Annotated in this window: 14 protein-coding genes; 6 read left to right on the top strand and 8 right to left on the bottom strand. The window is 65.6% G+C overall.

All coding sequences use genetic code 11. The features are described 5' to 3' along the window. Window positions 1-531 (top strand): AMIN-like domain-containing (lipo)protein (locus tag Y705_RS0107830; RefSeq protein ID WP_026532456.1); only part of this gene is annotated, 531 nt, incomplete at its 5' end. A 144-nt stretch (window positions 532-675) separates the two neighbouring features. On the opposite strand, the gene Y705_RS0107825 is transcribed toward Y705_RS0107830, so the two are convergent. Both Y705_RS0107825 and Y705_RS0107820 read right to left on the bottom strand, forming a co-directional pair. Continuing rightward, complete coding sequence (locus Y705_RS0107825) at window positions 676-1,677, bottom strand: cation efflux transmembrane domain-containing protein (RefSeq protein WP_026532455.1); 1,002 nt, start codon at window positions 1,675-1,677, stop codon at window positions 676-678. Further along, a complete protein-coding gene (locus Y705_RS0107820; protein ID WP_049822446.1) occupies window positions 1,674-2,156 on the bottom strand; it encodes a transporter substrate-binding domain-containing protein in 483 nt (160 codons plus the stop codon). Before Y705_RS0107820 ends, Y705_RS0107825 begins: the two co-directional genes overlap by 4 nt. A 272-nt stretch (window positions 2,157-2,428) precedes the next feature. Here Y705_RS0107820 and Y705_RS0107810 point away from each other — a divergent pair, with 272 nt between their 5' ends. Then, entirely contained in the window at window positions 2,429-2,644 is a 216-nt protein-coding gene (locus Y705_RS0107810; protein WP_049822445.1) for a hypothetical protein, read from the top strand. An 80-nt stretch (window positions 2,645-2,724) separates the two neighbouring features. Here the strand turns inward: Y705_RS0107810 and Y705_RS0107805 are convergent, their stop codons facing one another. Further along, the gene (locus Y705_RS0107805) at window positions 2,725-3,849 is read right to left on the bottom strand and encodes an alcohol dehydrogenase catalytic domain-containing protein (RefSeq protein WP_026532452.1); all 1,125 of its coding nucleotides are present in this window, start codon (window positions 3,847-3,849) and stop codon (window positions 2,725-2,727) included. Between the two features lie 111 nt (window positions 3,850-3,960). Between Y705_RS0107805 and Y705_RS0107800 the strand changes: the two genes are divergently transcribed. After that, window positions 3,961-5,157 carry a TerC family protein gene (locus tag Y705_RS0107800; RefSeq protein WP_026532451.1) on the top strand — a complete coding sequence of 399 codons (1,197 nt, stop codon included), beginning with the start codon at window positions 3,961-3,963 and terminating at the stop codon, window positions 5,155-5,157. A 49-nt stretch (window positions 5,158-5,206) separates the two neighbouring features. After that, entirely contained in the window at window positions 5,207-6,736 is a 1,530-nt protein-coding gene (murJ, locus tag Y705_RS0107795) for a murein biosynthesis integral membrane protein MurJ (RefSeq protein ID WP_026532450.1), read from the top strand. 29 nt (window positions 6,737-6,765) lie between these two features. Here murJ and Y705_RS18325 read toward each other — a convergent pair whose 3' ends face one another. From Y705_RS18325 to arsB, 4 genes are all read right to left on the bottom strand, one after another. Further along, on the bottom strand, window positions 6,766-7,965 hold the full coding sequence (locus Y705_RS18325) for a carboxylate--amine ligase (protein ID WP_253908535.1): 1,200 nt from the start codon (window positions 7,963-7,965) through the stop codon (window positions 6,766-6,768). 269 nt (window positions 7,966-8,234) lie between these two features. Continuing rightward, the gene (locus Y705_RS0107785) at window positions 8,235-9,683 is read right to left on the bottom strand and encodes an NAD(P)-binding protein (protein WP_026532449.1); all 1,449 of its coding nucleotides are present in this window, start codon (window positions 9,681-9,683) and stop codon (window positions 8,235-8,237) included. A gap of 44 nt (window positions 9,684-9,727) precedes the next feature. Continuing rightward, window positions 9,728-10,195: an arsenate reductase ArsC gene (locus tag Y705_RS0107780; protein WP_026532448.1), complete on the bottom strand. Its 468-nt coding sequence runs from the start codon at window positions 10,193-10,195 to the stop codon at window positions 9,728-9,730. Then, the gene (gene arsB, locus Y705_RS18320) at window positions 10,192-11,226 is read right to left on the bottom strand and encodes an ACR3 family arsenite efflux transporter (protein ID WP_253908538.1); all 1,035 of its coding nucleotides are present in this window, start codon (window positions 11,224-11,226) and stop codon (window positions 10,192-10,194) included. The genes Y705_RS0107780 and arsB overlap by 4 nt, the downstream gene beginning before the upstream one ends. 208 nt (window positions 11,227-11,434) lie before the next feature. Here arsB and Y705_RS0107770 point away from each other — a divergent pair, with 208 nt between their 5' ends. Beyond that, window positions 11,435-11,797 (top strand): ArsR/SmtB family transcription factor, encoded by a 363-nt coding sequence (locus Y705_RS0107770; RefSeq protein ID WP_026532447.1) that lies wholly within the window; start codon window positions 11,435-11,437, stop codon window positions 11,795-11,797. A 19-nt stretch (window positions 11,798-11,816) separates the two neighbouring features. Then, window positions 11,817-12,266 (top strand): arsenate-mycothiol transferase ArsC, encoded by a 450-nt coding sequence (locus tag Y705_RS0107765; RefSeq protein WP_026532446.1) that lies wholly within the window; start codon window positions 11,817-11,819, stop codon window positions 12,264-12,266. 25 nt (window positions 12,267-12,291) lie between these two features. Here the strand turns inward: Y705_RS0107765 and Y705_RS18315 are convergent. Continuing rightward, the coding region (locus Y705_RS18315) for a DUF1206 domain-containing protein (RefSeq protein WP_155849976.1) at window positions 12,292-12,507 on the bottom strand (216 nt) is incomplete at its 5' end.

The following is a 12,507-nucleotide window of genomic DNA, read 5'->3' as shown; positions in this document are numbered from 1 at the left end:
CCTGCCGCACTCGCCACGCTCGCACTCGTTGCGGGCCTTGGCATCGCCGGAACCGCGCCCGCGTCTGCGGCCTGCGGAACCACGTGGGGATCGCTTCCGAAGGCAAGCAGTTCGATTATCAACGCGCCTATCACCAACGTGCGAACTGGGCGGCATGACTGTTTCGACAGAATGGTCATTGATTTTCGCGGGAAAGCCCCCAGTTACAGCATCAAGTACGTCTCCACCGTGCACGGCATCGGTTCGGGCAACCATATCCCCCTCCGCGGAAACGCCGATCTGCGATTGATTATGGATGCTCCGGCGTATAACGAGTGGGGGCAGGCTACCTATCACATCGCAAACCAAAACGAGCTGTCGAACGTCGCCGGCTACCTCACCTTCCGGCAGCTTGCTTGGGGCGGTAGCCACGAAGCGCAGACACTCATCGGGCTGGGCGTCCGTGCCCGACTCCCGTTCCGGGCGTTCGTGCTCGACGGTCCGGGAGGAGGGTCGCGTCTGATCATCGACGTCGCCCACTACTGGACGTGATACAAAAGCCCTGACCGGCCGGGATAAAGCGGACAAACCCGGCCCGGTCAGGGCCTTCACTCTGGCACTGTACAACCCCGGCTGGGTATCGTCCATGCCGGAGACTCCTGAAGCGCTCGAGCCTTCCCGGCAATCGATCCCGGCTCAGCGCTCCCCACCGGTGGAGGCGACTCCCGGAAGGAATTCTTCCGGGAGTTCAGCCACCGGAACGATGACCAGATCCTGGACTTTCCAATCCAGGTCGATGCAGGTACGACGGGCTTCCTCAAGGTTTTCCAGGGAAGGAGTCCGACCGCCTTCCGGAACCACGAATGACTCGACGTGGAAGACGTGGCCTTCGTCCCGGATGCGCGACCGAGCGTCGGCCACCCAGTCCAGCCCGTGCAGGTACTCATCGATGGTGGCGCCCAGCGGGTCTGGTTTCGCGCCGTCGTACGTCCGCGCGCGGGCGCCCATCAGACCGCCGACGGCGCCGCGAAGGTTCCTGACGCCGTCGCGCAGGATGCTCACCGAAATGAGAAGTGCTGCCGCTGAATTGGCCCACCACAGTCCGACGCCGATACCGGCAACCCCTACGGCGGCGGCGAGGGCCGTCATCCAGTCGGCCTTGTTCATGTCGGCGTCCGCGTACAGGACCTTGTCGTGGAGTTTCTCCGCAAGCTTCATCTTGACCCGGCCCAGATACACCGGTGGGGCAGCGGTGAGGATCATGGCGGCGATCATGAGCCAGCCGAGCCAGAACGTCCGTTCGAATAGTTCCACTGAGCCGATCGTGGGGTGCTCGGCGCTGAGCAGGCCCACGCCGGAGTCGATGATCAGGTAGGCACCCATGACCACAAGGGCGACGGCGGACACCAGGTGGGCGATCCCCACCGACCGGTGGAAGCCGTACGGGTGCTCCTCGGAGGGACGACGTCGGATCACCCGGGTTGCCACCAGAAAGGCGATGGGCGGCAGGAAGGACAGCAGATCCTCGATCCACGCGGCTTTCATCGCTTGTGAGTTCCCGAGTACAAGAAAAACCAGCGCAGTGGAGAGGGCGAGGAAGGCGAGGGTGATCCATTCGAACTTCACTGCCCTGCCCAGTGCCTTATGCTGCTCGTCGGGCAGTTCGGTATGTCCGAAGCGGGGTGAGTTGTTCGTCATGGGGCGCCCCGGTCGAGGAGGAACTTATCGAGCGCCAGCAGGAAGGCGTTCTCGCCCTGTGGAACGAGCATGACGTGCTTGATGGTCTTGCCCCGCTCGTCCGTGCTCTCCGCGTAGGGTCGGGTCATACCGGCGTGCTTCGACCAGGGGGTGTCACTCGCCAGCCCGCCGATGACCAGATCGAGCTCGCCGTTCTTGAGGTCCTCAGCCAGTTCGTGTTCGCTTCCCTGCGTCCACTGCGGTTGCGCATCCCGTGTCGACGCGAACTTCCGGACGAGGTCCGGTTCGATGCCTGCCGGTTCCTGCCCGGGGGTCAGTTGGACCCATTCACCGCTTTCGGTGACACCGACCCGCAGGGTCCCCCCGGAAACGTCCTCAAGAGTTCCCGACGGATCAGTCGGAATCGACAGTCCGCATCCCGCGATGGCCAGCAATCCGCACAGAAGTATTGGACGGCGGATGTATTGCCTACCTGCCATACGCAGCTCCTGAAATTGCCTTCGACTGCAGGGACGAGACGCTAGCACGGCTGGTGCTCCGAGCGAACCGGGGCTCCGGCCGGCAATCCGTGCCGGGTAGGAAGAGGTGCGCCCGGTATAGTGAAGGCGGCCTTGTTGACGAAAACTCCCTACCGCTCCCACCCGGTGGAGGAGGAGCCGCAGGGTCTACTGGGCGTCGCGGCCATCAGATGCTTCGTCGAGCCTTCCCGGCACCACCGCTCCATCTAAACCTAAACGGAAGTTACAGATCAATGAACATCACGAACGTGCGCAGTTCCATTCAAGTACGGGCTGACAACGCACTTCAGCTCGAGGAGCGCCTGAACGCCGCGCTCGAGGACCTCCAGCATGTGGCCACCGGCACCTGCTCCCAGGGAATCCTGATCGACCGGACCCAGCCGGGCCACTATACGGTCTCGCTCAGTTCCGAGGTTCCTTACGGGTACACGCACGAGCGCAGCTACTAGCACCAGCCAGGAACCTGGGTGCACAGAAAGGCTCCTCCCGTTCGGGTGGAGCCTTTCTGTGCCTGTCGGGCCATCGACTGTCAGTCCATCGTGAGGATGCGCCGCACCACGCGCCCGTCCGCGAGCGCGTCGAGGCTCTCGTTGAGGTCGGTAAGGGGCCGCGTGTCGGTGTGGAGGAGTTCCACCGGCAGGCTTCCCGAACGCCACAGGTCGAGGTAGGCCGGAATGTCCCTGGAGGGCACTGCATCTCCCATGTAGGATCCCAGGAGCCGTTTGCCCGTACCCGGGAACTGCAGGGCCTGCACGGTGAGCTCCTGTTCGGGATGCGGCAGCCCCACGGAGACCATGGCGCCGCCGCGTGCCAGCAGTGCGAGCCCTGCCTCCATGACGCGGGCGCTGCCCACCGCTTCGATGACGACGTCGGCGCCCTCCCCGCTCCCGGTGAGGGCGGAGAGAAGCCCTGCTGCTTCATCGGGGGAGCCGGATGCGTGCGCACCGCACCGCCGCCCGAGGTCCTGTTTGGCAGCAAGCGGATCGATGGCCACCACCGCGGTGTCAGGAACCTGTGCTGCGGCCATGACGGACATGAGTCCGACGGCTCCCAGCCCGAACACCACCACGGACTGCCCCGGCTTCATCTGCGCCGTATTGAGGACAGCGCCAATTCCGGTCAGGGCCGCACACCCGAACATCGCGGCGACGTCGAACGGTACGTCGTCGTCGATCACCACCGCCGACTCCCGTGCTACCACCGCGTACTCGGAGAAGGCGGAAACGCCCAGGTGATGATTGATCCGAACGCCGTCCTCCGAGCGCAGGAGGGCGTCGCCGTGCAGCAGGTTCCCGCTTCCGTTGGCTTCCGCTCCGCGGTAACACAGCGCGGGACGCCCAGCACTGCACGCCCTGCAGTCTCCACACGACGGCACGAAGACGAGCACCACGTGGTCCCCGGAAGCCACATCGCTGATATCCGGCCCTACCTCCTCAACCACCCCTGTCGCTTCATGGCCCAGTGCCATCGGGAGAGGCCGCACGCGGGAGCCGTCGATCACCGAGAGGTCCGAGTGGCATAGGCTGGCGCGCTCGATCCGGACGAGGAGCTCCCCGGCCCGCGGACGGGGAATGGGAACGTTCTCGATCCGCAGGGGGTTGCTTCCTGAATAGGGACGGCTTGATCCGGCGGTGTGGAGCACGGCGCTGCGCATGGTCGATTTCATTGAGTGTCCCTGGTTCGAAGTGAAGGTCCTGCGCCAGTTTAGGCCGGACGCACTAGCGTTAGGGATAGAAGCCCACCGGATCACCAAGGAGAACGCACGATGGAAGTACCCTTTTTCGTCTGGACGCTTACGATCGTGGGCATCGTGGGCCTGCTGCTGTTCGACTTCTTCTTCCATGTCCGGAAGGCCCACACGCCCACCTTGCGCGAGTCGGCCATCTGGTCCTCCATCTACGTTGGTCTCGCCCTCGTATTCGGTGTGGGAGTGCTGATCTTCGGCGGACCCACCATGGGTACGGAATATTTCGCAGGCTACGTCACCGAGAAGGCATTGTCGGTGGACAACCTCTTCGTGTTCCTCATCATCATGTCCACCTTCAAGGTGCCGCGCGCGGATCAGCAGAAAGTGCTCCTGTTCGGGATCGTCTTTTCCCTGATAGCGCGGACCGCCTTCATCTTCCTCGGCGCCGCACTCATCAACAGCTTCGCGTGGATCTTCTACATCTTCGGGCTGATCCTGCTGATGACCGCGGGTAACCTGCTGAAGCCGCACGCCCACTCCGACGACGGCCAGACCCTCATGGTCCGGCTCGCAAAACGCTTCCTCCCGGCGTCGGAACACTACGACGGCGACAAGCTGTTCACCGTCGAGAACGGCAAGCGCGTCCTCACTCCCATGCTGCTGGTCATGGTGGCCATCGGCGGCACGGACATCCTTTTCGCGCTCGATTCGATCCCGGCCATCTTCGGACTGACGCAGAACGTCTTCATCGTTTTCACCGCAACCGCGTTCTCGCTCATGGGCCTGCGGCAGCTGTTCTTCCTCATCGACGGGCTCCTCGACCGCTTGATCTACCTCTCCTATGGGCTGGCAGCAATCCTCGGCTTCATCGGCGTGAAGCTGATCCTGCACGCACTGCACGAGAACAACCTGCCGTTCATCAACGACGGCGAGCCGGTGCCGGTCGTCGAGATCACCACAGGGCTTTCCCTCAGCGTGATCCTCGGCGTCCTGGTGGTCACCGTCCTCGCCTCCATCTTCAGCCCGAAGGGCAAGGCCAAGAACGCCATTTCCGGCGCCAAGCGCCATGCGGAGGAGTACCTGGACCTCAACTACGAGACCGACATCGCGGAGCGCGACAAGATCTTCGAGAAGATGTGCGCAGAGGAAGCCGAGCTGAAGAAGCTTCCCGAGAAGTACAAGAGCCTGATCCGGAACGAAACCGAGTTTCTGGAGCTCATCCGGCGGGCCCACCTTGAGCATGACCGCGCGCTCGAACGCGAACCGGGCCGCTAGCCGTCGATGAGAAGCACAACCACACCGGCCCGGCAGAGCGGCGAAAGCCATCGCTAGGAAGGGAAGCGTCTCACGCGCCGCGGTTCTCGTCACCGCGTTGACGGCAATTTCCACCCTGTTCGGCTTTCTCCGCGACGTCGTGATCGCTGCCGTCTACGGCGCGGGGGCAAGCCTTGATGCCTACCTCGTGGCGCAGGGCCTCATGAACATCGTGCTCGGGCTGATCGCCTATGCCATGGCGCGCTCCGTCATTCCTGTCACTGCGCGCGAAGCAGCAGCTGAACCGGACGGTTGCAGGGGACATCCGGGTTTCGATGTGGCGCTCACCGTCACCATGGTGGTCCTCGGGCTCGGGGCAATCGTGATGGGGATCTTCGCCGGCCCCGTGACTTCCCTGATCGCCCCCGGCTTCGAGGGAGCCCAGTTCGAGCTGACCCGACAGCTGACGCGCATCGTGCTCGTCGCCACGGTCCTCATCGCGGGCACTGACCTGCTTGCTGCTGTGGCGCAGGCTCATGGACGGGTGGTGTGGTCGTCCCTCCAGGGCGTGCCGTTCAACATCATCATGATCGGTGCCGCGGGGGTCTTCGGGCCCCGGTACGGAATCTCCGCGCTCGCCGTGGGCTTCGTTGTCGGGTCGGGAGCACGGCTCCTGCTCCAACTCCCACCGTTGCGTGCGCTTGGAACCCGGGTGCGGCCGAGCCTGGCTCTCCGGGACCCTGGGTTCCGCGAGATCGCCCGCCTGGTGCCGCCGCTGCTGGTCGGCAGCGCCATCGGGAACATCAACACCCTGGTGGACAGGGCTGTGGGGTCCACGCTCGAAGAAGGCGCGATCACTGCGCTGTCCTACGGCTGGCGGCTGGTCAACCTGCCCGAAACCCTGCTCATCGCCTCTCTTCTGGTGCCGCTGTACCCGGCCCTCAGCGCGGCGTCGAAAGATCCCGCCGAAGTGCGGCGGCTGGTGGGCCGCGGCCTCGCCGTGACGGTGACGGTCCTTGCTCCGCTGTGCCTGATCCTCGCACTGGCGGCTGCTCCCCTTGTCGGGCTGGCCTTCGGACGGGGGGCGTTCGACGCCGAGGACGCCGCAGCCACCGCCACCGCGGTCATCTGGTACGCCCCCGCGCTCATCGCCCTCGGGTGCCGCCAGGTGGTGGTGAGTGCGTCCTACGCCGTGGGTGACGCCCGCGGGCCCGTGATCGTCGCTGTGGCGGCGATGGTGGTCAACGTGGTGGGCGACGTCCTCCTGGCCCCTGTCCTCGGGATCGCGGGAATCGCCCTCGCCACGAGTGTGTCACTGCTGGGGGCGGCGCTTCTGAACGGCTGGCTGCTGCACCGTCGTCATGCAGGGCTCGACGCCGGTGCCGCAGCAGCGCTTCTTGCACGTGCGGCGCTGCTTTCCGTCGTCGCCGGAGGAGCCGGCTTCGGAGTGGCTGCACTGCTGGACGGCCGGCACCCCGCTGTCCTGGCCGGTGCCATCGGGGCAGTTGTGGGCGGACTGTATGTTGTCGGGCTCATAGTGCTGCGCGCACCGGAGCGGCACGTTCCCCTCGACATGATGCGGGCTGTGCGGCGTAGGTAGCTCCCCGCGTTGCGCCTGCTGAAACAGGGTCACTTGCCGCGCGCGAAGCGTCCCAGCGCCAGGTTCAGAGTAGGGCCGAGGTCCCGGGGATCCCAGATGCTGTGCTGCGCCCGCCGGGACCATGCCAACGTATCTCCGACGTCCGCGACCAAGCCCCGGCGTCGCTCCACAAAGGCACGGCGCAGGTCTCCGGCCAGCCAGGTGTAGCGCACACCGGTCCGGGCATCGTCGAGGCGCGGTACCGGTTCGCCGAGCAGGAGGCGGCCCCACGCGTCCGTCAGGCCCGGGCGCGCCGCGTTGGCCAGCGCCATGGAGCCGAAGAACCGCCCGTTGAGGTCGATCAGGTAAGGGACGCCGTCGTCGCCCGTCAGGAATTGAAGCTCAACCAGGCCGTGCCACCCCAGCTCGGAGAGGAGCGCCTCGGCCTTGCACGCGAGCTCTTCATCGACCGGAATGGTTTCCGCACGGGCCGAGGCGCCATTGGGTGTGGGCCACAACCTCGTGGACACCTGCTGGGTCCTTCCGCCGAGGCGCCCCTCGTGGAAAACGCCGATGAGGGCACCGAGGCCGCCGCGGATGACCTGCTGGAGCACCGGCTGGGCTCCCGCCTGCCGGATGCGCCTGATCTGGGACGCCGCCGCCGTGATATCGGGGAAAAGCTTGGCCTCGATGCGGTGCGGCCGCGTCTGGCCGGGGGACCAGTGCTCGCGGCATTTGATCACCACCGGACCCCGCCAGTCCCGCACCGCCTGGTCGGTCGCCAGTTCGGTGGAGGGGGCTGCGAGCCCCACCTTCGCGGCATACTCCGCCAGCCGCACCTTGTCCAGGGCTGCTTCCACGACGCCCGCATCGGGATGGGCTACGAGGGTCGGTATGTCGGAGCGATATTCGGCAAGGGCGGCCATCCAGTCATCGCCGCCGCCGAAGACGACGTCGTAAGCGCCGGCTTCCACTGCCTGGCGGATGCCGTCGACGAAGGCGGCACCGTCGTGGCGTGGCCTGGGGACCGGGTGATGGGCTTCGCAGGCGCGGGAGGCGCCCAGCATCCCACCGGAATCGGGCGTGCCAATACCCACGAACCAGCCCGCGCGCCGGAGCGACCGGGCTGCGGCCAGTGCGCCGCGGTCACGACCCGTGCCCACGATGAGTGCCCTTCGCTGCGTACGATTGGCGGCGATGTCCTTCAACGCGGGCTCGGTTGCGGGCACCTCGTCATCGGTGTTTCTCAACTCGAACCTCGAAATAGTCTTGGTACTGCTTCCGGTGCTCAGCATCAGCCGGCGATTGACGACGGGCCATCCCTACCCGGGAACAACGCTATCGGGTAAACATGAGAACTGCTCTCACACTCCACTCTGGCGCGCCGACACAGTCCGGATGGCTGCGGGCGCAGCAGTCCCCGCCGGTGCAGGTTTCCGGCTCGGACGCTGCTGCCGTTGCGGATGAAGCCGTTCGACGAGGACAGGAGAAGACTCCGTCGCTTGCTGCCGGATGACTTTCAATAGTCGGGGTCGCCGGAGCGACCCTGGGCCGTTCCCGTGGGAAAACCGATGCTGATTAGCTGCAGCTCGGCGCAACAACCCGTCTCGGAGCCCTCATTCGGTATTTGACCGGCCGTATCCCCGGCCGTATGCCCGGCAGCGCCACAGGAGTTGGCGGCGACGGGTGCGGGGGCGTCGCAGGAGCCGCCGAGGTCCGTACTGCAGACCCCGGTTTCGGGCAGCTCGAGCTGAAGGCGGGACGCGGCCGCGTGATCCCCGGCGATGGAGGCGACCACGGAGCGGACCTGTTCGTAGCCGGTGGCGAGCAGGAACGTGGGAGCACGCCCGTAGCTTTTCATTCCGACGAGATAGAAATCCTTCTCCGGGTGGGCAAGCGCATCGGCACCGTGGGCGGGAACGGTCCCGCAGGAATGGAACTCGGGATCGATCAACGGGCCCAGCGCGCGCGGGGCTTCGACGGCGGGATCGAGCTCGAGTCGCAGTTCACGCAGGATTCCGAGGTCCGGGCGGAAACCAGTGGCCGGGACGAGGATGTCCACCTCGACGGTCCGCTGCCCGGCGGCCGTGGATTCCGTGACGGCCAGGGTCTTCCCGTCGGTTTCCAGCGCAGAGATGGTGAAGGAAGTCATCAACTCGACGACGCCGTCGTCCACCAGTGACCGGAGGCGGCTGCCGAGGGCTCCACGGGCGGGCAGTCCGTCGAGGTCCCCGCCCCCGTAGAGGCGGTCCGCGGACCCGGTTCCCCGGACCGCCCAGAGAATCTTCGTGCCCGGCGTGGCCTTGGCGACCTGGCCCAGGTTGATGAGGGTGTTGGCAGCGGAGTGCCCGGCGCCGACCACCAGCACCCGGTTTCCCGCGAACCTGGCGCGCTGTTCTCCGGTCACGTCCGGCAGGGGTTCAGTGATGAAACCTGCCGCGGAGTCCTCACCCAGCGCCGGCAGGCCCGCCTGGCCCAGCGGGTTGGGCTGGCTCCAGGTACCGGATGCATCGATGATGGCCTGCACCAGGTGGTCCTGGACGCCGTCGGGCCCTTCGACCCGGACCAGGAACGGCTGCTCATCGCGGTCCTTGGTGCGCGTCTTGTCCATCCCGAGCCGGGTGACAGCGAGAACCCTCGTGTTGAAGTGCAGCGCATCAGCGATGGCTGGAACGGCTGCCAGGGGTTCGAGGTAGTCCTCGACGAGTTCCCGCCCATAGGGCAGGGCGGTGGGGCGTGGCTCTGACCAGCCCGTGGGTTCCAGGAGTCGACGGGCCGCTGGATCCACGTTGTATCGCCAGGGGGAGAAGAGGCGAATATGCTCCCACTGCCGGATAGCGGCGCCTACCAGGGCTCCCTGTTCGAAAATCAACGGGGTCAGCCCGCGGTCAAGCAGGTGTACGGCTGCGGACAGTCCGATCGGGCCGGCTCCGATCACGGCTACGGGAAGTGCTGTTCTCTCAGGCATTGGGCGTTCTCCTCGATGGGGTGACGGTACCGGGGTTCAGGTGCCTACGGGTGGGCGGATGCTTCGGCTGGGAGCAGTTCGGAAATGAGTTGCTCGATCCGCGTCCTGATCTCGTCACGGATCGGGCGGACGGACTCCACGCCCTTGCCCGCGGGATCCTCGAGCACCCAGTCCTCGTAGCGTTTGCCGGGGAAGTAGGGGCACTCATCCCCGCAGCCCATGGTGATGACGACGTCGGATGCCTTCACGGCGTCGTCCGTCAGGATCTTCGGGGTTTCAGCGATGATGTCGATTCCTGCCTCGGCCATCGCCTCGACGGCCGAGGGGTTGATCTGGTCGGCGGGCTGTGAACCTGCCGAACGGACCTCGATGCGGCCCCCGGACAGGTGGGTCAGGAATCCGGCGGCCATCTGCGAACGGCCGGCATTGTGGACGCAGACGAACAGGACGGACGGCCTGCTGGTTCCGGTGTCGTCGGACGTTCCGGAGACCGGAGTCTGGAATTCAGTCATGGTGATACCTTCGCGGTGGCAGGATCAGCGATCCTTGGGTGGATAGCGGTGTCGGTGGCGGGGAAGAACCTGGTGCGTGCCCAGAGTGCCGCGTAGACCAGTGCAACGAGGACCGGCACTTCGATGAGGGGGCCGACGACGCCGGCGAGGGCCTGGCCCGAGGTGACGCCGAAGGTGGCGATAGCGACGGCGATCGCGAGTTCGAAGTTGTTGCCTGCCGCAGTGAAGGCGAGCGTAGTGGTGCGGGCGTATCCGAGGTCGAGGAGCCGCCCGAGGACCATGCCTGTGGCGAAGACAAGAAGGAAGTAGGCCAGCAGCGGCAGCGCGATCCGTGCGACGTCGAACGGGTTCGAGGTGATCTCATCCCCCTGGAGCGCGAACAGCAGAGTGATGGTGAACAGCAGCCCGTAGAGCGCCCACGGCCCGATCTTCGGAAGGAAACGCTCCTCGTACCACTGGCGGCCCCTGGCTTTCTCTCCCAGGGTGCGGGTCAGATAGCCTGCGAGCAGGGGGAGGCCGAGGAACACCAGGACGCTGGCGGTGATCGCCCAGAAGGAGAACTCGGCGCTGGTGGTCGGAAGCCCCAGCAGGTTAGGCAGCCACTGCAGGTACACCCAGCCGAGGGCTCCAAAGGCGAGGACCTGGAAGACGGAATTGAGGAAGACCAGCACGGCTGCGGCTTCGCGGTCTCCGCAGGCGAGGTCGTTCCAGATCATCACCATGGCGATGCACCGTGCGAGGCCCACGATGATCAGCCCGGTGCGGTATTCGGGCAGGTCCGGCAGGAAGATCCAGGCCAGCGCGAACATCAGTGCCGGTGCGGCCAGCCAATTCAGGATCAGCGAGCTGATCAGGAGCTTGCGGTCCTTCAGGACCGTCCCGGTTTCGTTGTAGCGGACCTTCGCCAGGACCGGGTACATCATGATCAGCAGTCCCACCGCGATGGGCAGGGACACGTTGGCGACTTTCACCGAGTCCAGGGCTTCGGCAATGCCCGGAATGAAGCGGCCCAGAAGCAGCCCGGCGACCATGGCGGCGATGATCCAGACCGGGAGGAACCGGTCAAGGGTCGAGAGCTTTCCGTGGACGGCGGTCTCGGGGCGTGGGCCGGATAGAGAGTCGGTGCTCACCGTGCTCCTTTGTGCGGGGGAGGGCCCGCTGTCACAAACATTGATAGATATCGATATCGAGTATGGAGAAGAGCATCGATGGTTGTCAATGTCAGTGCATAATGGGGGCATGACCACCATTTCCCCAGCCCGCCCTGATGGGTCGGTTGCCTCTGCGCCCTGCTGCACGCCGTCGGGATCGCCGGCAATGAGTGCCGCGCGGGCTCTGGAACTCTCGAAGCAGTTCAAGGCAATTGCGGATCCGAACCGGTTGCGCCTGGTCTCCCTGATTTCCTCCAGCGACGGGAGCGAAGCGTGCGTCTGCGACCTGACCGAGCCGCTTGGTCTGGGGCAGCCGACGGTGTCGCATCACCTGAAGATCCTGGTCGACGCCGGGATCCTGCACCGCGAGAAGCGCGGCGTGTGGGCCTACTATTCCCTCGTGCCCGGGGCGCTGAACACCCTTGCCGACGTCCTCAGCGAATCCCGCTGACTACGGAAATGAGATTCGCATGAGCTACAAAGCCGCCAAGCCTGCCGTCCTGTTCGTCTGCGCGAAGAACGGGGGTAAATCCCAAATGGCAGCCGGGCTTCTGCGGAGAGCCGCAGGCGAGTCCGTCACCGTGGCCTCCGCGGGAACGACACCGGGCGTCGCCCTCAACCGGCTCTCGGCCGAATCGCTGGCCGAGATCGGCGTGGACATCAGCGGCGAGTTCCCGAAAGCTGTCACGGTGGAGGCCCAGCAGGCGGCCGACGTCGTCGTCGTCCTCGGCGCCGAAGCCCAGCTCGATGAACTTGAAGGAACCCGCTACGAGCGGTGGGAGACCGACGAGCCCAGCAGCCGAGGCATCGAAGGGCTGGAACGGATGCGGCTGGTCCGCGACGACATCGACCAGCGCGTCAGGGTGCTCCACCGTCAACTCATGGATCAGGCGGGCGAGTCAGGGCCTGTTTCCCTATAGGGTGCTCCGAATGACGACGGCATGATCACATGCGGTCCAGGGGTGCGCGGACGATGCTGTAAAGGCCGTAGCACATGAGTCCTATCGCAATGATGGAGAGGGCGACCGTGCCGAGGAACTGTTCCTGTAAAGCCTTCAAGGCCCCGCCCAGGCCGGTGGAGTTCTTGGGAGAGGAGGTGACTGCGGCTCCGATGATCAGTATCCCCACAACTGCCAGAGCCAGGCCCTTGGTCAGATAGCC

The organism is Arthrobacter sp. H41 (assembly GCF_000520535.1).
Classification (GTDB): Bacteria; Actinomycetota; Actinomycetes; order Actinomycetales; family Micrococcaceae; genus Arthrobacter_D.
Note: the sequence above shows the minus strand (reverse complement) of the source record. Positions and strands in the feature narration are given on the sequence as shown.